The sequence below is a fragment of the Gemmatimonadota bacterium genome, assembly GCA_026706845.1.
Classification (GTDB): domain Bacteria; phylum Latescibacterota; class UBA2968; order UBA2968; family UBA2968; genus VXRD01.
The window spans coordinates 8639-30820 of the sequence record JAPOXY010000094.1 but is presented as its reverse complement, the minus strand read 5'-3'; the positions used below and the strand labels follow the sequence as shown (position 1 = coordinate 30820).

The 22182-nt window shown below is 51.6% G+C and carries 16 protein-coding genes; 11 read left to right on the top strand and 5 right to left on the bottom strand.

Annotated elements, in window-relative coordinates:
* The 11 genes from OXG87_09620 to OXG87_09570 all read left to right on the top strand — a co-directional run.
* A partial coding sequence (locus tag OXG87_09620) for a hypothetical protein (protein MCY3869804.1) occupies positions 1 to 389 on the top strand: 389 nt, incomplete at its 5' end.
* A gap of 16 nt (positions 390 to 405) precedes the next feature.
* Positions 406 to 1401, top strand: a complete 996-nt coding sequence (locus OXG87_09615) for a zinc-binding alcohol dehydrogenase (GenBank protein ID MCY3869803.1) — start codon at positions 406 to 408, stop codon at positions 1399 to 1401.
* Positions 1402 to 1417: 16 nt separating this feature from the next.
* Complete coding sequence (locus tag OXG87_09610) at positions 1418 to 2470, top strand: Gfo/Idh/MocA family oxidoreductase (GenBank protein MCY3869802.1); 1053 nt, start codon at positions 1418 to 1420, stop codon at positions 2468 to 2470.
* Positions 2467 to 3561, top strand: a complete 1095-nt coding sequence (locus OXG87_09605) for a glycosyltransferase family 4 protein (protein ID MCY3869801.1) — start codon at positions 2467 to 2469, stop codon at positions 3559 to 3561. Before OXG87_09610 ends, OXG87_09605 begins: the two co-directional genes overlap by 4 nt.
* Positions 3540 to 4367, top strand: coding sequence for a DUF3473 domain-containing protein (locus tag OXG87_09600; GenBank protein MCY3869800.1), 828 nt, complete (start codon positions 3540 to 3542; stop codon positions 4365 to 4367). Before OXG87_09605 ends, OXG87_09600 begins: the two co-directional genes overlap by 22 nt.
* Positions 4368 to 4549: 182 nt before the next feature.
* Positions 4550 to 5524, top strand: a complete 975-nt coding sequence (locus tag OXG87_09595; GenBank protein ID MCY3869799.1) for a GDP-mannose 4,6-dehydratase — start codon at positions 4550 to 4552, stop codon at positions 5522 to 5524.
* A 71-nt stretch (positions 5525 to 5595) separates the two neighbouring features.
* Positions 5596 to 6744, top strand: a complete 1149-nt coding sequence (locus OXG87_09590) for a glycosyltransferase family 4 protein (GenBank protein MCY3869798.1) — start codon at positions 5596 to 5598, stop codon at positions 6742 to 6744.
* Positions 6741 to 7442, top strand: a complete 702-nt coding sequence (locus OXG87_09585; protein ID MCY3869797.1) for a methyltransferase domain-containing protein — start codon at positions 6741 to 6743, stop codon at positions 7440 to 7442. The genes OXG87_09590 and OXG87_09585 overlap by 4 nt, the downstream gene beginning before the upstream one ends.
* A 52-nt stretch (positions 7443 to 7494) precedes the next feature.
* Complete coding sequence (locus OXG87_09580; GenBank protein ID MCY3869796.1) at positions 7495 to 9003, top strand: glycosyltransferase family 39 protein; 1509 nt, start codon at positions 7495 to 7497, stop codon at positions 9001 to 9003.
* Positions 9004 to 9016: 13 nt separating this feature from the next.
* Positions 9017 to 14710, top strand: a complete 5694-nt coding sequence (locus OXG87_09575; GenBank protein MCY3869795.1) for a C25 family cysteine peptidase — start codon at positions 9017 to 9019, stop codon at positions 14708 to 14710.
* 12 nt (positions 14711 to 14722) lie between these two features.
* Positions 14723 to 16207 (top strand): alkaline phosphatase family protein, encoded by a 1485-nt coding sequence (locus OXG87_09570; protein MCY3869794.1) that lies wholly within the window; start codon positions 14723 to 14725, stop codon positions 16205 to 16207.
* A gap of 7 nt (positions 16208 to 16214) precedes the next feature.
* On the opposite strand, the gene OXG87_09565 is transcribed toward OXG87_09570, so the two are convergent.
* The 5 genes from OXG87_09565 to OXG87_09545 all read right to left on the bottom strand — a co-directional run.
* Positions 16215 to 17099 carry a PfkB family carbohydrate kinase gene (locus tag OXG87_09565; GenBank protein MCY3869793.1) on the bottom strand — a complete coding sequence of 295 codons (885 nt, stop codon included), beginning with the start codon at positions 17097 to 17099 and terminating at the stop codon, positions 16215 to 16217.
* Positions 17099 to 18082 (bottom strand): Gfo/Idh/MocA family oxidoreductase, encoded by a 984-nt coding sequence (locus tag OXG87_09560; protein ID MCY3869792.1) that lies wholly within the window; start codon positions 18080 to 18082, stop codon positions 17099 to 17101. Before OXG87_09560 ends, OXG87_09565 begins: the two co-directional genes overlap by 1 nt.
* Before the next feature lie 39 nt (positions 18083 to 18121).
* Positions 18122 to 18928 (bottom strand): phytanoyl-CoA dioxygenase family protein, encoded by an 807-nt coding sequence (locus OXG87_09555; protein MCY3869791.1) that lies wholly within the window; start codon positions 18926 to 18928, stop codon positions 18122 to 18124.
* A 137-nt stretch (positions 18929 to 19065) separates the two neighbouring features.
* Positions 19066 to 20004: a DUF4249 family protein gene (locus OXG87_09550; GenBank protein MCY3869790.1), complete on the bottom strand. Its 939-nt coding sequence runs from the start codon at positions 20002 to 20004 to the stop codon at positions 19066 to 19068.
* 10 nt (positions 20005 to 20014) lie between these two features.
* A partial coding sequence (locus tag OXG87_09545) for a TonB-dependent receptor (protein ID MCY3869789.1) occupies positions 20015 to 22182 on the bottom strand: 2168 nt, incomplete at its 5' end.

The following is a 22182-nucleotide window of genomic DNA, read 5'->3' as shown; positions in this document are numbered from 1 at the left end:
CTCCTGGAAGGCCCGTCGCGGCTACTCCCTTCCCGACGGCTCACCCGATCCCGAAGCGCATACCACTCCACGACCAACTGGTGCCCGCACACGAACAGGGCGCACGATTTATAGAAGAAACGCATCCCATCATGTTCAGCGACCACCCGGATGAAGTCAACGTACCCGTCTCTGCACGCTCGCTGGTTCTGGGCGATGCCCGCATCCTGCACTCTGCCGGAAGAAATTACACAGACGAGCGCAGAACCCTGATTCTCGCCTGGCACAGACGCCCCACCATTGACGTACCAGACTACTGGGAAGGGGATATCCCCGAAGTCATAGCCAACCGCGACCCCGATCAAAAATACGAGGGATCTCGCCTCCCCGGCAAATACCTCAAACCGTAAAAGAAAAGGCTAAAACATGCAAGCCACAGCACTCATCACCCATGAGGGGCCCACCTTTGCCTGCGAAAACATCGTCCTTCCCGATCCACGCCCCGATCAAATCGCAGTACAAACCCGGTATTCCGGCGTCAGTATCGGCACTGAATTTGCCGCCATCACCCGCAAGCTCGACTACGGTCCCTATCCCCTGTGTACGGGGTATCAGGCCGTCGGCACCGTCGAACACGTCGGCAAAGACGCAACCGGTTTCGCTGTTGGCGACCGCGTCTATTACCGCTGGAACCGCGTCTTCTCCCTCGCTACATCAGGTCAGAAAGTCTCTGCCAGCCAGGGCGCGCATACCTCTGCCGCAGTCCTGGACACGCAGGGACCGCGAGCCTTTGTCGCCCACTTGCCCGCTGACGTTGATGAAGCCGCCGCCAGCTTATTTGTCATGCCCGCCGTAGGCCTCAACGGCGTGGATATGGCCAACCCCCGAATGGGCGACCGCGTTGTCGTGTACGGCTGTGGCCTCGTCGGACTGGGCGTCGTCGCTGCATGCAGCCACCGGGGCTGTGAAGTCATTGCCATAGACCTGGAGGCTAACCGCCTCGACATCGCGCAAAAACTCGGCGCCGATCACCTCATCCAGGACGCTGAAGCTGTCCGCGACATCGCCCCCGACGGTGCCGACGTCGTCTTCGAATGCACGGGCATACCCGCCTGCATTGACCCGGCCATCGCCCTTTGCCGTACCCATGGAACCTTCATCCTTCAGGGCAACTACGGCCGCCACCCCATCTCTTACAATTTCTTACCGCCCCACGGGAAACGCCTCACCATGTACTATCCCTGCAACGATGGCGAAGCCCCTTGCCGTCGCGCCGTCATCAAAAACATGGGCACTGGCGTTCTTCCCTGGCATCACACCATCACCCATGAGGTCGCGTCTTCAGATGCACCGAAGCTCTATCGCGATATCCTCAACGGTGAAGACAAAAACATTATCGGTGCCGTCATCAGATGGTTTTAAAAAAGGAGCAATCACAATGGACAACTTAAAAGTTGGAATTATCGGCCTGGGCGGCATTGCCCGATCTCACTGCGATGCCATTGAAACCCTGGACAACGTCGAAATCGTCGCCGTTGCCGACCTCATTGAGGAAAATCGCCGCGAATACATGGGCAAATACGATATCCCCAAAAGCTATCCCTCCCACACCGACCTCTTGAAGGACCCCGAAATCGACGCTGTCGCCATCACCCTGGGCCATCAACTCCACCATCGCCTCACAGTTGATGCTTGCAATGCCGGCAAACACGTCCTGGTGGAAAAACCCATGGCCATCAGCCTGGAACAGTGCGACAACATGGTCGCTGCTGCAGCCGATAATGGGGTCAAACTCATGGTCGGCCTGACGCAGCACTACTACGGCACCAGCATCAAAGCAAAAGAAATACTGAACTCTGGCGCACTGGGACCCATCATCACCGCCGTGTGTTACATGTCCAAAAACTGGAGCTACGCCGGTCGCCGTCCACAGTACCGCAGCCGCTACCACGGCGGGGGCATGTGGTTGACCAATGGCGTACACGTAGTAGATCGCCTCACCTGGATGATCGGCTCACAGGCAGTATCCGTTTCAGCCTCTATTGGAACCCGCGCCCACTACCAGGCTGCAGATGACTCTGCCACGGCCTTCGTCCGCTATAAAAACGGCCTGGCAGGCATTGCCGTAGCCGTTGGATTTGCAGATGGTGCGCCCGACCACGAATGTCATGTCATCTGTGCAAATGGCACACTGCGCTTTTCCGAACACGGCGGAAAATACGTCAAAGTCGGAAAAAACAATCAGTGGGAAAACGTCCCCTTCGACGAGCCGCCCTCGACCATGCACAACGAGTGGAAAGCCTTTGCCGAAGCCATCGCTCTGGACATTGAACCACCCACCCACGGGGAATGGGCGCGTCACATTATGGAAATCCTGTTCGCCGCCGAACAATCTGCCATCACCGGTCGAGAAGTCGCATTGGAAAGCGGACCGGGCTGGTTCAACCAGCGCTCTGGCTCGCCCGTGACAACGCAACACGGCTGGATATGAAAATTTTATTTATCGCGCGGTATGGCCCCTTAGCTGCCAGCAGCCGCACGCGGGTTTTCGATTATCTGCCCCTATTGCGTAGAGCGGGCATCACATGTGATGTCAAAGTCGTGACTCCCGATGACCTGATCAAACGCAATACCAGAGGCATTTTCTCGCGTATCCTGTACTATGTGCTGTCTTATTTTCGCGCCTTATGGACGGGATGGACTTGCATTTTTACAGCACCACAATACGACGCCATCCTAATACAAAAAGCGTTATTTTCCTTTCCCATACCGCGCCTGTTGCGCCGGTACAAACACAAAATATTTTTTGATTTTGACGACGCTATCTTTACACTCGAAAACCCCAACACGGGATGGATCAATCGGTTGCGAACCCAACGGCGCGCAATGGGCGTACCCGCAATGCTGCAAACAGCACACTGCGCGATAGTAGAAAATGCCTACACCGCTGAATTTGCAGCCCGTTATTGTCCTCGTGTTTCACAAATCACGGGACCTATTGATACTGCGCGTTATATCCCTGAAAAAAAAACAGAGGATGAGAAAATCGCACTGGGATGGATTGGGAGCCAGTGCACAACGCGGTATCTGGACATGATTCGAGACCCATTGGCCGCCCTCGCGCGGCAATATCCCAATTTGGAATTGCGTTTGATTGGCGCAGGTAACTTTGATGTATCCGATCTGCAAATTGTGTGCATGGACTGGACGCTGGAAACCGAAGTTGGTTATTTGCAAACATTTGACATTGGCTTGATGCCCCTGCCCGACGATCCTTTTACGCGGGGCAAAGGGGGTTACAAATTGCTGCAATACATGGCCTGCGGATTGCCCGTAGTGGCCAGTCCAGTCGAAATCAACCGCGAAATCGTCGCCCATGGAGAAACTGGATTTTTGGCTGAGACAGACGCCGAGTGGATCGAATTTTTGGGTACATTAATCGAAAATAATACCCTGCGCAATCGCATGGGAGCTGCTGGCCGCGCCCGTGTAATCGCGCATTACGCACTCGAAAAAAGCAGCGAACAATTGCTGGCTCTTCTGCAGCGGAGCACACACCAATGCGACACGCTTTCACAGTAGATGTCGAAGATTGGTATCAGGGCATACCAATCTCCAATCAGATGTCCGCGCAAAGCGAGCCACGCCTTGAGAGAAGTTGCCATCACTTACTCGATATAATGGGAGAATACGATGTTCGCGGCACATTCTTTATCCTGGGACCAGTAGCACAGCATTATCCCGACTTAATACGCCGTATAGCCCGCGAAGGTCACGAATTGGGATGCCATGGATGGTCTCACGATCTGGTCTATGAAATGACGCCCGAGCGATTTCGAGAAGAAACACAGCGGGCTTCTGCTGCGATCTCAGATGTAACCGCGCAACCCGTAACCGCCTATCGCGCGGCCTACTTCTCCATTACAGCGCGATCATTATGGGCTCTGGATATTTTGGCAGAACTCGGTTTTCAGTGCGATTCGAGTATTTTTCCAGTACATAACTGGCGCTATGGGATTCCCGATTTTGATTTGGCACCGCGTATTGTAAAAACCGCTTCTGGGCCAATTTGCGAAATGCCAATATCTGTGCGCCAGGTGGGAAAAATGCGATTGCCCGTAACCGGAGGCGCGTATTTCAGGCTGTTTCCATATTTTGTGAGCCGTGCAAATATGCGGGCTGTGGCCAAACAGCGGCGAGCTGTGATCTTTTATCTACACCCCTGGGAACTCGACCCCGATCATCCACGGGTCGCATTTTACTGGAAGGCGCGTTTGACGCACTACGCCAATTTGAAAGCAACAGAGCCTCGATTGAGGCGATTATTGACCGATTTCTCTTTTTGTCCGCTACGCGAAATTGCAATGCAAATGAGAAAAGACGGATGAGGTCATAAGCCCCCATCTGCAAGAGGTGTGTTTCACTTAAGGTTTCTAATTGCCTTTAATCATTCGAGACCTTATATTTAGATGTTTTTGGGTGGGATACTGTGTCCTGGGATGTATAAAGAGTGGGGATTAATATTTGTTGGAAGATATGTCCCGCTCGGCAATGGGAAAGGAATAAATACATGAGGTTTTTGGTTACGGGCGGTGCGGGTTTTATTGGCTCGCATCTGGCCGAACGGCTTTTGAAACAAGACCACGAAGTTTATGTTTTAGACGATCTTTCAACTGGAGATCTGGACAATGTGCGGCACCTCGAAGGGAATCCGCGGTTTCAAATGAAAGTGGGCACAGTGCTCGACCCAGAGACACTCAGACCCTTAGTCGATTGGAGTGATGTCATTTATCATCTCGCGGCGGCTGTTGGTGTGAATTACGTCATCAACCACCCATTGCAGTCTTTGACCACGAATATACGGGGCACTGAACTCCTGTTGGAATTGGCAAACAAAAAGAAGAAACGAGTACTTTTGGCTTCGACCTCAGAGGTTGCTGGCAAGAAAAACGGCAAAGCGACATTTAGTGAAGACGATGATCGCTTGTTGGGACCAACAACCGTTGCGCGATGGAATTATTCAACCTCCAAAGCTGTCGGTGAAATGCTGGGATTGGCTTATTGGAGAGAAAAAAAATTACCCGTGATCATGGTCCGCTTCTTCAATGTAATTGGTCCCCGGCAAAGTCCAGAATACGGCATGGTGGTGCCCCGATTCATCAAGCAGGCATTGTTGGGACATCCCATTACGGTATATAACGACGGCGAGCAACGGCGGTGTTTTACCGATATAGAAGATGCCTTAGATGGATTGACAGCATTGATGGAACACGACCAAACGCCGGGCGAAATTTTCAATTTGGGCGGCAACCACGAGACCAATGAGATTTGTATCAAGGGCCTCGCTGAAAAAATCAAAGTGCTGACGGAAAGCGATTCACCCATTGAATTTGTCCCTTATGATAAGGCATTTGCAAAGGGTTCTTACGAAGACCTCAATTATCGCGTTCCCGATTTGACCAAGATCAAAAAATTAACGGGTTACAATCCCAAAATCAGTTTGGATACCACATTGCGGCGCATTATTGAATACTACGAATCGTGATGCCCGCTTTACTCTTTTTTACAAACGGCGTTTGCATTGCCCATTGGGAGGTGTAAGCGCCAATTTTTGTTATGAATCGACGTCCCAAAATACTCCACACCATGACCTGGCTTGCACCCGGCGGTGGCGCAGACCGAAATGTGTATCTTTCGATGAAGGACATGCGAAAGGATTACGAGATACACCTCGCCGTTGGACGGCAAATCGAGCGAGACGATTTGTTAAAAATAGACGGGGTTGCCGCGCATATATGTCCATATTTAGACCGGGAAATCAGACCCTGGCGCGATTTTCGCGCGCTATTGTGGTTCATGCGATTGATTCGCCGCGAGCGATTTGATCTGGTTCACACCCATGAAAGCAAAGCGAGTTTGCTCGGGCGCCTCGCCGCGCGACTGGTCGGCTGCAAGCATATCATCTACGGACTTCACGGTGTTGTTTTTAACGATCCAGTCAACCGCATCAAACGACAATTCTACATCGCGCTCGAAAAAATGACGATATGGGCTTGCGATTTGATCATAGCCGTTGGTCGAGATACAATTCGGCACTACCATCGGGAAAATATCGGCTGCAGCATTCCCCATCAGATCGTTTATAGCGGCATCGATGTTACAGAATTTGAAAGACGCTTGAACAACGTAAAAAAAGACGCATTTCGGCGCAACACAGGCATACCTGACGACGCGCCCGTCCTGGTCAATATCGGCCGTTTTTCATCCGCCAAAGCACAACATTATACCATTGAGGCATTTGCCAGATTGCAATGTCCCGGAGCCAGATTATTATTGGTAGGAGAAGGACCCGAGCGCGCAGCGTGCGAGCGGCTTTGCACCGACTTAGGCATCGCGGACCGTGTCATTTTCGCGGGATTTTTCCAGGATATTACACCTGCGTATGCGATTGCCTCTGTACATGTCCTATCCTCTTTGCGCGAGGGCTTGTCCGGCGTTGCTGTGGAAGCATCCCTCGCGCGGGTGCCTACAGTATCGTTCGAAGTCGAAGGCATACGGGAAATTATAACACATGGTCACTCGGGTTTTGTCGTACCACAAGGCGATATCAAATCGATGGCAAGGTATTTGGAAAAATTGATCGGAAATTCTCAGATGTGTCACACATTTGGAGAACGCGCATACCAGCACGCGATTGCGCGATGGGATCATCGCGTTATGGTGCAAAAATTGGATGCAATTTATCGACAAAGGCTCAAAAGATGAAATCGCGCAAAATGGGATACGATTCCGGCAGCAGTTCATCAACGCGGGCTGTGGGGCAGTTTTTTGATATTTATGCCAAAAATTTCGATGCGATCTACGGGCATACAGGACATCGAAGCGCGCTCGGCAGATGGGTAGATCGCACATTTCGGCAGGTGATGGTGCGGCGTTTTGAGGAAACGCTTCGACAAACAAAAAAACGGGCGATTCATTCTGTCTTAGACATCGGATGTGGCCCGGGACGATACACGGCTGCGTTTGCACTTCAGAAAAAAGAAGTCGTGGGGGTAGATATCGCCGAAGAAATGCTAAAAATCGCACGGGACAATATCGACGCGCTCAATGTAAGTGCAGACCTCGTTCTGGACGATTATCTGTCTGTTCATTTTGACCGGATATTTGACGCGGCGTGTTTGATGGGATTTTTTGATTATATCGAAGATCCCGTACCGGTCTTAAAAAAATTGGGTACAGAAGTGACGGGCGAGTTTTACGCGAGCTTTCCAAAAGCGGGCGGTTTTTTGGCGTGGCAGCGGCATATCCGATACCGCCTGCGAAGATGCCCGCTGTGGTTATACAGCAAACGAGAGGTTGAAAACGCACTGATTGCAAGCGGATTTGCCGGAGGCTACGAAATACGAGATTTTGGACGCGATTGGTATGTGGTCGTCCAAATGCAGAGCACAACTGACATCTAACTCGTGAAAGACCTGAGCCAATTTTTTACCTATGCCAAAAGGTCTCACATTTTTGAAATTATGCACCGTCGCGGCCTTTGCAATACTGGCCTGGATTGCTTCGGGCGTCTCATTATTAGACGATGATTGGGGCCATCTCAAATTGGCTTCTAAAGGCGTTGTCTTCGCTTTCACAACGGGATGGGAGGGACTGGTCGGGCAAGGTGGATATTATCGCCCAATGGTCGTTTTATCGTTCTATCTGGACTATTTAATCGGCGGTTACGCGCCCGCTATTTATCACATCCACAATATCGCGATTCACGCGGGATGTGCGTATCTCATTTTTTTATTCGCGCGATGCCTTTCCTCAGACTCCGCAGTGGCCTGGGGCACCGCGCTTTTGTTTTTTGTTCTGCCCATTCACACCGATTCTGTTTTCTGGATCGTCGGGCGAACAGATCTCTTGTGTGCGTTATTCTATTTAGGTTCACTGATTTTATTTTTAGAATATATGGAGCGCGGTTCTACCGGCGCGTTATTGGGACTTGCCGCTTGCAGTGCGCTCGCTTTTTTATCCAAAGAAATGGCAGTTTCCCTGCCTATCGCACTCGCGGCACTGGTCGCGTATCGCAAAGCGTGGAAAACAGCACAGGCGCGACGCGGATTGGCTGTTGTCTGTATCGTATTGCTCGCGTATTTTGGCGTCCGATGGCTCGTGCTGGGCAGCGTATTGGGAGGGACACCCCGCGTATCAATTATAGATTGGGCGCGCGACGGCGTGAAAGCAGTAGCAAAATTTGGGATGAGTGATATCTGGTGGCTGGGCATTGCATTGGTGGTCGTAAGTGGTGGAATTTTTATTTTTCAACATGGTCGCGGCATCCTGCGCAAATTTTGTCGCCCATTCGCCCTGCTCCTGATCTTCCTCCTCTGCGCAACCCTCGCCCCGGCATTGGGGCATTTGCACAACTGGTATCTGTATTTGCCCTCCGCCTTCTTTTGTCTGGGTATCTCTACTATCTGGCTAAATAAAAAACAGCCAATTCTCTGCTCCCTCTTTGCTGTTCTAATCCTGTATTACGGAGTGGTGATCGGGCGCGAGGGCTTTTTCTGGCGCGAAGCTTCGCAAATAAGTGAAAATGCGATTGCCAAACTGATGCCCCATGCGCGGGCAACCACAGGCACATTATTCGTCTGCAACGTGCCGTCGGCGTGGACACCTTCCGGTGCGTTCAGTGGCAAACCGCTATTTGCTTATGCGCTCAAAAATGCACTTGTCATGCGGTCATCTCAACTATTGCAAGCCGAAATTACAATGGTAAATCACGTCTGGCTGACAGGTGATTTTGCGTATCGCATTCACAGGACAAATACGGGGTTTGATCTGGCGGTTGCAAAAGGCGGCTTCTTTTCGTTTCACAGCAAGGGACGGGGACAAACACCGCCTTTTGAAATTGACCAAATCTGGGGGCATATAACGGTACACGCAACCGATTCTCTCTCAGTCGCGTTGAATATGCAACCAGAGGATCGCGTAGTAATTTACAACAAAGGTAAATTTGAGAAATTGTGGCCGTAAAAAAGGTGCGATCATGAAAACTTTCTGGCATAGCATCCCCGCAATCGCTTTGCTAATCGCAACGAGCATCGCACACGCGGGAAACGTGCGCGTGGTGGCAACGGGTGAAAATTGGGTAGAAGTTGTGGTGGATGCGTCCGATTTAGTCGTCACCTCAGAATCCCCTTATGATCGCATAGACGTACCGGGATGGATGTGGTTGTACCAGCCGGGGGCACCTGCTGTACCTGTGCGCGGTGCAACACTGGGCATGCCTTATGGCTCTCGTGCAGTCGTTCAAGTGCTCGATGCAAACTATGAGGAAATCGAGGGCCTGGATCTGATGCCAGTGCCACAGATGCAGTTGCTGGGCTCCGAACAACATCCGTTTTCGAGATCGATTTACCTGAAGGACGAGACAATTTACGACACGCCGGAGTTTTATCCCGGTACAGAAGCTGTTGTAGCACACACGGGCATCTTGCGCGACCAACAAATCGCGATTCTGTCTTTGCGTCCCGTGCAGTATGACCCCGTCCAGCGCAGACTTCGGATCGCACGAGAGTTGCGCGTGCGCGTGTTATTTGTCGCGGATGAAACGCGCGCCCCTATTCGGCTTTTGAGAGACACTGACGATTTTGAGCCCATCTATCAAAAGGGATTGCTCAATCCCGAACAGGCGCGCGCGTGGCGCGGGCGGCGCATCCGCGCGACAAAGCGCGTACTGGATTGGTACGATCCTGCGGCCACGTATTACAAAATCAGAATTTTTGAAGACGGTCTCTACCGATTGGATGCGCGCTGGTTTTCCGAATCCGACATTGTATTGGCACCGGGAGATTTGGATAGGTTGCAGATATTTTTAGACGGAAAAGAAATTCCACTACTCATAGAAGACGGCGAAGACGGCGTATTAGATGCGGGCGATGGCGTGCTGTTTTGGGGCGCATATCGGCGCGCGCCAGATCGAGATTTTGAAAGTGATTACGGCAAAGAGCGCGTCTATTTCCTGCGTATTGGTCGAGAATCTGGCTCGCGATATACACACGCTGAAGGTATATCTACTAACGAGGTCTTGACGCATTTTTGGTCGCGCAAACACGTTGAAATCGATTCGATCTACGAAGCCCTGGGACATGCGCGAAATGCCAACCGCGATCACTGGTTCTGGAAGCGCACCGCATCTCCGTCTCGCCCGGGCGATATGCCCACAGATGTCGTAATGCCCGTGCCCTTACCGGGACTGGCGAGTGGAACAAGTAGCAACGCGCAAATTCGTCTGGGCATGCATTCGCTGACATTGAATCAGAACATAAACCCCGATCACTACGCTATCGTACAAATTCAGGATGGACCGCTCATCGCAGAAGAGCGCTGGGACGGACAGGACGCCTATATCGCGACGGGAACAGTACCCATATCGGCATTGTCAGACACCACATACGTGGTATTGCGAACGCCCGGCGATCCCTCATTTCCACTTGGATCGAATCCCTACGTCGATCACGTGTATTTCAACTGGGTGGAGATTACCTATCCGCGGCGTTTTGAGGCCATAGATGGTATGCTGCGTTTTAACCCGGGCATTGTGCTTTCGCCCCGCGCGATCTCAATTCCCAACCTTGAACACGAGCGGGTTAGAGTCTTGAATTTGGACAAAAACAAGATCGTCGGCACGGTACAGGATGACGAGGGAATCAGATTTGAGATTGCTGAAGGCGGCGATTTTGTCGCAGTGGATGAAACATCCATAAAAACACCCGAAATCGCAGAACGCGATACCCCCTATGATTTGCGCGGATTCTCTGGTGCGGATTATGTGATTATCGCAGGTGCGGATTTTATGGATGCCGCCGAGCGTTTGGCTGCACACCGGCAGGAGCACGCGCATCGGCAAGGGCAGGAGTTATCGACACTGGCGGTCAATGTAGCCGATGTATATGACGAGTTTTCCTTTGGACAAGTCGATGCCGAGGCCATTCGCCGTTTTGTACAATACGGATTTCACACCTGGGAAAAACGTCCAGAGTACGTCTTATTGTTCGGGGAATTCAGCTTTGATTATCGCAATATATTTGGAAAAAATCGGATCGCGCGTCACAATCTTGTACCGGGTATGCCCTTTCAATCTCCCAATCGCGGTCTGGCATTTACCGATGAGTTTTTCGGGCGGGTAGATGATAATTTGTTTATGGATGTATTTGTGGGACGGTTCTCTGTCCGACGTACGTCGCAGGCCAATACAGTCGTGCAAAAAGTGATCACTTATGACGAAACACCGCCAGTACAATGGCACAACCGCATCACGCTAATGGCAAATTGGGACGCACAGGGGGGGACGTACAAATTTATCGCGCCGAGCGATACGCTGGCAACAATTGCGCACGCTATTGGCCTGGAGAATTTCAAGGTATATCACGATGCAGATACACCGCCCGAACCCAATGCCTCATCCCGAGAAGTTATTCGACAGATCAACGAAGGGCGCCTAATTGTAAATTTTATGGGCCATGGCAGTGCTTCATCAATGTCCAAATATTTTGCCGGAACATTTCAGCAAGGGGCATTCAATTACCTGAGTCAAATTCAAAATGCTGAACGCCTGCCTCTGTTTATCGGAATGTCGTGTCTCAATGGACTATACTGGGATCCTCGCATCATTAGTCTTGCCGAAGAAATGCTCAACAAACCCGATGGCGGCGCAATAGCATACATATCCGCGTCTTCCCTCTCTTTTATTCGCATTAACAATCAACTCAACACAGCGCTATTCCGGCACATATTTGAAAATGGCGTGCTGGCTTTTGGGCAGAGCCTCGCACTGGGCAAAATGAGCGAACTCGCAGTTCTCCCCTCGAGCGAACTGGGACTGGTGGGAATGAATTTGATCGGCGACCCCGCACAACAAATCGCAATGCCGCAAAATCCGGATTTTGTACTTGGCGATGCAGCGTTGCAGTTGGACCAACAGGGCGAACTGACCACAGGAGACTCGGTTCGGGTAACGCTGCGTGTGGAAAACTGGGGCATTTCCCCCGATCGCAGCGTGGATATCGTCCTGATTGATCGCAACCTGGATTCTGTGACAGTTGATACCTTATTCATGGCGGCTTTACCGCCTTTTGGAATACGCGATAGTGTGACAGTGCTCTGGCGTCTCAAAAATCGCCCTGGACGCCATATCTTAGAAGCGATAGCCGATCCCACCAATGCGATTGTAGAAGGCGATGAAACAAATAATCGAACAGAGGTAGAAATCGATGTCTTAGGTGCGTTATCGGCTGTACCATTCTTGCCATTGCCAAGTCAGACCGTCGCAAATGCTCAGGTGGTATTGGGAGTGCGATCTGGGGAACACCAGTTCCATCTAACGGGCGAATTTGAGTTGAATGCATCTGGCGATTTTCGAGATACCGCGACAATGCGCTCGGGCAGCGTGGCCACCGCCGAGGGCATCATCTTATGGCGACCGACGGATTTGCGCGCGGGGTCTTATTTTTGGCGCGCTCGATTATCCGATGGACAGACAACGGGCCCCTGGTCCGATGTGCGACATTTTGTGGTGACATCCTCTGTACCCGAACGACAGGTGGTATGGCAGCAAGACGGTGCTATTGCACTATCGCGCGGCACAGGCGAAGATGTCGTGTTATCGGATGGCGGTACTGTGGGGCGCACCACGTCTCCACCGCCGATCCGATTCAATGATGCCGAAGCTTCATTCTTGAGCGAAGGCGTGGCAGGCGCAGCCGTTTTGTGTACAGACGGAACATACCTGTATGTAAAGCGATTCTATACCCCACGAGACTTGTATCCCGGCAGCGATTTGTTCGCGCGCATTGGCACGGGATTCAATGGCACAGTCGCGGGACAAAATTACGGGATCGTGACCGAAACACCTATCCAGAGCATTTCTGCGACATTTCACAGCGACGGGTTTATCTACGCCGAACACCAAACAGCGCGCTCTGTATTGCGTATTTCGCCCGTCACTGGACGAATCGATACCGTTGAAGTACCCGACCGCTTGCTGGATTTGTTCCGCGGATTGCCATTTGATGCCCATGCGTTGATTACCTCCGACGGCGAGTTTATCTACAACGTGTCTGCAGGCGTCAATGGCGTACGGCGCGGCGGGTGGACCGTGCGCGTTTTTGATCCTGCCAATGCCTGGCGCATCGTGCGACAATTTACTGTACAGCCAACAGAAACGGGATTTGGATATCTGTTTACAGATGGCGCGATTGCCGATGGGCAGTTTATCTACCTGATCGAATACGGCACGGGATTGACGCACCGCGTGCGCGTGGTAGATGCACATACCGGGGCATTCGTCGAAGAATTTGAAAGCGATCAGGCTCAGACAGATATTCTGGGCGGGCAATTCGATTGGGTGAACAACGCGGTGTGGCTGGGGCAATTGCGCGGGGGCAGAGTATATCGATATCCGGGGCAGCACTTGCCCGAATTTGGCACCTTAACATCTGGTCCAATTGGACCTGCGGGTACGTGGCATACAGTAACAACGGCTTTATCGGGCACGGGCAGAGCCGAAGTGAATTTACTCGGCGAGATCGATAACAATACTTTTGCTCCATTGGCGCAATGGCAAAATTTATCACCTGGAACACAAAATTTGGACGGTATAGCCGTCCCACGGCTAAAAATTCAGATCAAATTGTACGGAGAGGGATTAAATCCATCCCCCAGCCTGCAAACCTGGACCACAACATATCAGCCACTTTCAGATATTGGCCTGAGGAACTTGCGGGCAGAACCTTTTGAAATAACGGAATTGCAACCCGTGCACCTCCATCTCGACGTGCAAAACCGGGGACCATTAGATCTTGCTCTGGGCACATCTGTTGCCTTTTATAGCAGCGCTCCCGCGTTGGGCCGTCTAATAGGGCGCGCGGCTGTACCTGAAAATAGCCCACTCGGACGACTCGTCCCCCTGCGCCTGGTGTGGCAAACCGCGCAGTGGGCAGGGCAACACCAGGTGACGGCTCGTTTGGAAAATTTTCAAGGAGAGTCGATTTTTCCCGGTCGCGAGGTAACACTTACAGAGCCAGTGCGGATTGCACCGAGTTCTGACCGCGATGTGCCGACAATTGAAATCGCGGCACTGGATGCCCTCGGCGAAGTCCGACCAGAAGATTATTTGCCCTCCCAACCGACATTTCGCATTTCCATGCGCGATACAGCGGGTATTGATTTGTCCAGCATTCGCTTATCGCTTTCGGGAACAGACGAAGCACAGGAGAGTCATTATGAGTCTGGAAAAATAAAAGACCGCGCCGTTACCCCCACGACACTGTCATTTGTCTATACCCCGGACGCCCTTGCCGATGGTCGTTATACGCTCAATGTCGAAGCCTCTGACAGGTTGGGAAATGGGCCTGCAAAAATTGCAATATCGTTCCAGGTCTCTTCAATATTGGCGATAGAGAACGCACTGGTCGCGCCCAATCCCGTATCCGATACGGGCCATTTTACATTCATCTTATCGCGTCCTTCAGAAGTCACCGTGCGAATTTACACCCTCGCCGGACGGCTCGTTCAGAGAATTGAAGAGCCATTTGCACGCGCGGGATACAACCAGATTTTTTGGGATGGGCGAGACGCCGACGGCCATGTGCTGAGCAACAATACGTACCTGTACACCTTGACCGCAGACAATGGCGAATCGCAGGCGCGGGTTAAAGACAAATTGCTTGTATATCGATAAAGTGAAAGAATTATGAAAATACTCGTCATAGGTCTGGATTGCGCGTCGCCCGAACTGATCTTTCAGCGATTTCGAGATGATCTGCCCACCATCAATAACCTGATCCAGACCGGAGTTTACGGCAATCTCAAAAGTACCATCCCGCCCATCACCATTCCCGCCTGGATGAGTATGGTAACGGGCAAAGACCCCGGCACGCTGGGATTTTACGGACTTCGCAACCGCGCCGATTACTCCTACAACTGTCTGTCCATTGCCAATTCAACGCTCGTGCATGACGATACAGTTTGGGACATCATTTCTACCGCGGGGAAAAAAGTAATCCTCGTCGGCGTGCCCCAAACCTATCCCCCCCAGCCAGTCAACGGCTGCCTGATAGCCTCTTTTCTCACGCCGAGCAACAACAGTTCCTATACCTATCCCGACAGTCTAAAAGCCGAAATCGAGCGCGTATCCGATGGCTACATCATCGATGTGCGCGATTTTCGCACAGATGACAAGGCGCGCTTGCTCCGCGAAATTTACGCCATGACCAAAAAGCGATTTCGGGTGACCCGGCATCTCATGCAAACCCGCGAATGGGATTTTTGCATGCATGTGGAAATGGGCACAGATCGCATCCACCACGGATTCTGGCGTTTTCTGGACCAAACCCACCGAAAACACGATCCCAATTCCGAATATGTGAACGCCATCCGCGACTATTACCGGTATCTCGATAGTGAAATCGCATCCCTGATTGACCTGGCCGGTACAGACACGGCCATCCTCCTCGTCTCAGACCACGGCGCCAAGCGCATCGATGGCGGCATTTGCATCAACGAATGGTTGATCCGAGAAGGGTATTTGACACCAAAAAAATATCCCCAAAAGCTCACGGCTTATGAGGATCTCGAAATCGACTGGACAAAAACCACAGCCTGGGGGGCGGGTGGCTATTACGCGCGCATCTTTCTCAACATTGCCGGCCGCGAACCAAAAGGCATTGTGCCCCCCGAACAATACAATGTCTTACGCGACGAACTTGCAAAAAAAATCGCGGATATTCCCGATGACAAGGGCAATCCACTGCCAACGCAGGTCTTCAAACCCGAGGATATTTACAACACTATTAACAATATCCCGCCCGATCTGATCGCCTATTTCGGCAACCTGCACTGGCGTTCTGTTGGCACAATAGGCCATCGCGCCATCCACACCCTTGAAAACGACACCGGGCCAGACGATGCCAACCACGCCCAACACGGTATCTTTATCCTCAAAGACGGCACGCACACCGGCGAAAAATACAACCTGGAAATACGCGACATCGCACCAACTATCCTGGGCCTCATGGATATCCCTATCCCCACCGACATGCAAAGCCAGGCAATAGTCAACGCACCCTCAACACCCGCACCATCAGATGCACATCCTTCACACACAGGCGACGAGGTCTATACAGAAGACGAAAAAAAAGCACTCGAAGATCGGCTCAGAGCGCTGGGATATTTATGACTGGCCACTAAAAAACCCGAAAACGCGCGGGCAACGACGGCATTCCACTGTCCTGCGTAGCGACAAAACCGCCAACGGCATTGGCTTGTTCGGCGCATATCTGCATCGGTGCGCCAGCGAGTAAATACATGACAAATGCCGCCGTAAAAGCATCGCCAGCACCCACCGTATTCACGACCTGTTGTCTTTTTCCCATCGCCTGACAAATCCCACCTTCACTCAAAACCCGACATCCCCGTTCTCCCAGCGTCAAAATCACACATTGCAGATCAAAACGCGCGAGAATACCTGCCAAAAAAACATCCACATCTTCTTCCCCACCCACATAATCGCGCAGCAGGACCACTTCCTCATCATTTAACTTCAGCACATCAGCGCGTATTAGAGATTCCCGCACAATCTCATCAGTGTGATAGTGCTGCCGAAAATTGATATCGTACACACGCAGGCAATCCGGCGACGCCGCATCCAAAAAATTTGTAATTGCCCGACGGCTCTGCGCCTCGCGTTGATCTATCGTCCCAAAATACAAGGCGTGAGCAGATTGCGCTATCGGTGCCAATTCTGAACACCATGTAATCGCATCCCACGCCACGCCTTCGACAATTTCATAAGTGGGTTGCCCATCGACAAGGGTCACGTTCACACTACCCGTTGGTCGATGGGCATGCACCTGCACGGCATCTATCGCCACATCTCGTCCGCTCAAAATCTCAAGAGCTGCCTTGCCTCGCGCATCGTCTCCCACACAACTCACCATAGCAGAACGCGCGCCCAAAGCAGCCGCGTGCACGGCAAAATTTGCCGGCGCCCCTCCCAATCGCTCCCCATCGGAAAATACATCCCACAACACGGCACCGATAGCGACTACACAAGGCGAATCGCGGCGCATTACCGCGACACCTTCACAGCCTTCTTTGCAGAAGCCGAGCGATAAGCGGCCTCGGATAAACGGGCGACCTGCAAAGCGAAATCCGGCGGCGAATATCCCGCGCCATCGTTGCGGATCAGATCAAAAAATGCCTGATCGGGCGTCGTCTCCTGAATGTGTGATGGAATTTCAATTGGTTTGTCATTCAGCAAAACCGATTGCACCTGCCACCGGTGCAAATGGAATACCAGGCAGCCCTTGCTTCCGTGAATGGCGATTCGCTCATCGTGATGCGCCGCATTGCCAAAGGTATTCAGCGTACCCGCCCCACCGCCTTTGAAACGCACATTGACCACCATATTGGTATCCACGGCTTTTCCCGCATTCTCCGCAAAGGCCGAGACTTCCACAGGCTCCAATCCCGTAATCCACAACACGGAGGCGACAAGATGGCTACCCGTATCCATAAACATGCCGCCCCCTGACAGTTCGGGATCCAAACGCCAGCCGCGGATACTTCCCCAATTTTGCGTCACATAAGCAACTACACCGCGCAACTCTCCAAGTTCACCTTGCCGAATCAATTCACGCGCATAAACGTGGGGAGCCATATAATTGCGCTGGTAAGCCACCACCAGATATAACTTCAATTTATCCGACAAATTGATCAGCGACTTGGTCTGCCGAGACGCAACAGTAAGAGGCTTCTCAACCAGAACGTGCAAGCCCTTTTGCAAAGACAGGCGGGCGTGCTCATAATGCAGCGCGTGGGGCGAACTGATCAGCATGGCATCGAGAGCCTCATTCCGCACGAGTTGGCGATAATCTTCATAAAACGACGCCTCACTGCCCCACGCCTCCATTAATGCTTCCGCCTGGCTCTCATCGGGATCGGCCACGCCGATAATCTCCACGCCGCCATCTGCTTTCAAACGGGGCAAATGCGCTCGTTGCATGTTGCCGCCACATCCGATCAAACCGAGGCGAATTTTCTCTTTTGACATCGCGCAGAACCTCCCGGTTTATAGTGAGTAATATTTTTTTTAAGCCGCCGATTCAGCCACCATCGTTACTTCTTTCCTGCCTTCTAACCCAGAGATCACTGGAAATGTGCGCGATGAATCCTTTCCCCGCGCCATATAACGCACAGTAGGTGGGAAATAGGCGTAGAGTGCCGTATGCCTCGGGCGAGGTGAGTTATTGGGACCAGAACCGTGTACACACAAACTGTGAAACAGGAGGGCTGTTCCCGCCCTGAGTGGCACCTCAACAGCCTGTGACAGATCCAAATTTTTTCGATCTGTCAACTTTGCATCTTGAGGCCGCGCAATATCGCCCCATTTCTGCATGCCCCACTTGTGACTCTCGGGAATCACTCGAATGCACCCATTCTCCGAACTGGCATCCGTCAATGCAATACTCACCGTGACAAGCGCGGGCGGCTCCATCGGCCAGTACGCCGAATCTTGATGAAAACCATGTGAAGACCCGTGAAACGCAGGCTTGAGCATAAGCGTACTGCGAAACAACAACAAATCGGATCCAATCAAATTCTGAATCACAGGCACCAGTTTGGAATGTGCAGCCAAATTCTTGAACACATTGGAAAAATCGCGCGTCTGTTCGATCTTGCGCAACACGGGCAAGCCATTTTGCTCTTTGTCCTTTGCATAAGGCTCGCGCTGAAAACTACCCGAACGCTTATCGCCCTCAGATGCCAACTCTGCTGCCAGCACGTGTAATTTGTGAATCTCTTCTTCACACTCTGCCAGTTCCTCTGGCGACACCACATCTTCAACAACGAGATAGCCCTGGTCGTAGAAAAATGCTTTCTGTTCTTCAGGTGTCATCTTTATGCCTCCCCAAAAATTGATGAGATAAATCATAATACTATAAATACTTGTGTCAAGCAAAGAAAAAGGGCGCCAGTCTGTAACCGACGCCCCTGGTATTATATTTTCTGTAAAAATCTGTAAAAAATCCGCCTTTATTGCGAAGGGCGGGGCAACACCACAAAACCCACCGAATCCACAGACGCCGATCCAAAAATCCCTATGCCCCCATCAACGTTAAACAGCGGACGCTCGAAATTGTCGCCCGCCAGGCCGCCAGGCTGAAACGCATTTTCACCTTCATCTTGAAAAAACTCGGGCACAGAGCGAATCAGATCAAACCAGTTTTTGTCAACCGCGTAAATATGCACCACATGCCGCCCGGCAAAGCCCACAATAAACCAGGGCATACGCAAATTGCCATCTGGGGCTTCCAATGCAGGCGAACTGCCGTATCGTTCAAAATCGTATTCGTCAAACAAATCGGAATCAACCAAAAAATCCGATGAGTGATCCAGACTTTCAATGGCAATCTGGTAGCCGCTTGCGGGAAGGGGATCAAAGCGCATCTCCAAAAGCCCCAGTTGATAGGAAAGTCGGTTTTCAGGCGCGTCGAACACCGCGCTATCTTCGTATTTTTTCAACTCGCGGATCACCTCGAGCGTCTCGTCATCTAATAACACTGCCTCCCGAATATTCAATCTCCCGGGCGTGACCGTCTGTGCTGTAGCTTCTCTTCCCTGTGATCGTACGCGCAAATGATAAGTTGTATTTGGCAAAACGAGCGGGGCATTGAGCGGGGGGCGATAAGACCCAGTGGAAAAACCCGAACTCGGGCGGTACATAAACGTCTGTTCCCCCTGAGAGATCACGACCTCGGCATCACCCACACCTGCCCAGCGTTTAGAATATCCCACGTTTGCTTTTACCGTCTCACTAACCAGCACCTGAGGCAGGGGATTATCGACAATCAACAGCACATCCACAACCAGAACACCCGAGGCATCGGGACCAAAAAGACTCGACGGATCGCGCTCGGCCTTGCACCCCACCAGTGCGATCAGGCAGCCCATCATTAAAACGAAATATTTCATCACAATCCTCTTAAAAATTAAAATTAATCCCAAGCGTTGGCACTATAGGCAACATCTTGATCACATCTGGATCAGACTCTTCAAAAATGACAAACCACTCATTGCGCCGATTAAATACGTTAAACACCTGGACATAAAATTCCCCATTCACATCAAATGTTCGAAACCGCACCTTCACATTTAAATCCAATCTCTGATAGGGCAACAAGCGAGCACTGTTGCGATCTGAAGGAAGTACCAGGCTGTCGATTTGCCAGCGGTGAAGCAGTGCGGGCGAGCGCAATGAATAACGCGCAGACGCAGGTGTAAATGCCTGCCCCGTGCCATAGACGTAATTCGCCCCAAGCGACCACCTGCCCAGGCGATAATTGCTCACAAAAGACACATCGTGACGTCGGTCGTATTTTGGGGGAAATGTCTTGCCCTGATTGAGTTCGGCAAATGTGCGACGCGTCCATCCCAGCGTATATCCAATCCATCCCGTCAACCTTCCGGTGCGACGCTGTAAAAAGACTTCGACGCCAGTTGCATACCCGGTCCCCCCACTCACAAACGTATCCTCTACGGTCGTCGCATCGATATCTACGGCAATGCGATTGTCCAGCACAATCAGATTCGCCATATCGGTATAATAGGCTTCCACAGTAGCCTGGTAACGCTCGGAAGGTTCCCACTCCACACCGACAACCCCCTGCCATGATCGTCCGGGTTCCACCGACTCGTCCAGCGGCACCCAGTAGTCACCGCCGCTAAACAACTCGGTGGTCACCAATTGCAAATACTGGTGAAATGCACCGCCAGCCGCCTTCCAACGCCAGTTGCCCATGCGGTAGCTCATGGACAAACGAGGCTCAATTTGAACGCGGTTTCCCTCGCTGAAGTAATTGCCCCGCATGCCCAAACGAACATCGGTTGACTTGCCCGGCTGCCAATGATCTTGCACATAAAGCGATAGCAAATTGGGCTTTTCACGCAAGTCGAACTGGTCATCCAGATTAAATTCCTGAATAAATTCAAAATTGTAATGCGTTGCCAAAAAGCCACCACTGATGGCGTGGTCGCGCGCGGCAAACCAATCCACATCTCCCTTAACTGTAAAATCGCGAATGCTGTTGGCAAATAGAATGGGCGTATCGAGAAAATTCAGTTCTGTCTTGCTGGCGTAATGGCTGCTCGCCACCACAAAATTGCCAAATAGCGCGGGCGAAAACACATGCGTCCACTTGCCCAAAAAAGCCGTATTCCCCCATCGGATGCCGAAAAAAGCATCTTCGCCAATATCAAAAGTCAAATTGTCTCGACCCAAATACCCACTGATTTGCATTTTGTCATTATCTGAAAAATCCTGATTGAGCTTGGCATTCAAATCGTAAAAATAATACGTGGGAACATCTGTTTCTTCATCCCGGATAAAAGACAATAGCGGATCGATATAAGTGCGCCGCCCCGACACCATCCACGACCCCTTTGGCGTTGGGCCTTCGAGTGTCAAACGCGCAGCAATAAGACTGACGCCTCCGCTGGCATCAAATCCCTTGCGATTGCCGTCCTTATTGTGTACGTCGAGCACAGATCCCAAACGACCGCCGTATTTCGCTGGATAAGCCCCTTTGTGCAAACTCATATCCCGAATGGCATCGGGATTAAAAGTGGAGAAGAAGCCAAATGCATGCGATGGATTGTAAAGCGGCATTTGATCCAACAAAATCAAGGTCTGATCCGGGCCGCCACCGCGGATATAAAGCCCCGAACTGATATCCGACGCGGCCTGAATACCCGGCAAAAGGTGTAGTGAGCGCAAAATATCCGTCTCGCCAATGGATGGTAGCTCACGGATTTTTGCCGTTTCTACCTCGACAAAACCCGGCTGAATGAGCTGCTCTTCCTCCTCTCGCTTGCCCTCTACCACGATCTCCTCCACGACTATTAGCTCGGGTTTGAGTTGCACATCGAGCCGCCTTGTTTCGCCCGCACGAAAACTCAGCGTATCCTGAAAACTGATATATCCGATATAAGAAATGGTCAACACATAGGGGATATCCTCAGAAACGCCTTGAATGGCGTAATATCCATTCACATTGCTCAGCGCAACAATGGGCCTATCTGGCCCTTTTAACATCACGTTCGCATAGGGCAGCGACTCGCCATTACTCTGATCCGCAATAAACCCACTCAGCG

Coding starts and splice junctions, on each gene's coding strand:
- OXG87_09615 (MCY3869803.1), top strand. CDS start 406: ATGCAAGCCACAGCACTCATCACCCATGAGGGGCCCACCTTTGCCTGC.
- OXG87_09610 (MCY3869802.1), top strand. CDS start 1,418: ATGGACAACTTAAAAGTTGGAATTATCGGCCTGGGCGGCATTGCCCGA.
- OXG87_09605 (MCY3869801.1), top strand. CDS start 2,467: ATGAAAATTTTATTTATCGCGCGGTATGGCCCCTTAGCTGCCAGCAGC.
- OXG87_09600 (MCY3869800.1), top strand. CDS start 3,540: ATGCGACACGCTTTCACAGTAGATGTCGAAGATTGGTATCAGGGCATA.
- OXG87_09595 (MCY3869799.1), top strand. CDS start 4,550: ATGAGGTTTTTGGTTACGGGCGGTGCGGGTTTTATTGGCTCGCATCTG.
- OXG87_09590 (MCY3869798.1), top strand. CDS start 5,596: ATGAATCGACGTCCCAAAATACTCCACACCATGACCTGGCTTGCACCC.
- OXG87_09585 (MCY3869797.1), top strand. CDS start 6,741: ATGAAATCGCGCAAAATGGGATACGATTCCGGCAGCAGTTCATCAACG.
- OXG87_09575 (MCY3869795.1), top strand. CDS start 9,017: ATGAAAACTTTCTGGCATAGCATCCCCGCAATCGCTTTGCTAATCGCA.
- OXG87_09570 (MCY3869794.1), top strand. CDS start 14,723: ATGAAAATACTCGTCATAGGTCTGGATTGCGCGTCGCCCGAACTGATC.
- OXG87_09565 (MCY3869793.1), bottom strand. CDS start 17,099: ATGCGCCGCGATTCGCCTTGTGTAGTCGCTATCGGTGCCGTGTTGTGG.
- OXG87_09560 (MCY3869792.1), bottom strand. CDS start 18,082: ATGTCAAAAGAGAAAATTCGCCTCGGTTTGATCGGATGTGGCGGCAAC.
- OXG87_09555 (MCY3869791.1), bottom strand. CDS start 18,928: ATGACACCTGAAGAACAGAAAGCATTTTTCTACGACCAGGGCTATCTC.
- OXG87_09550 (MCY3869790.1), bottom strand. CDS start 20,004: ATGAAATATTTCGTTTTAATGATGGGCTGCCTGATCGCACTGGTGGGG.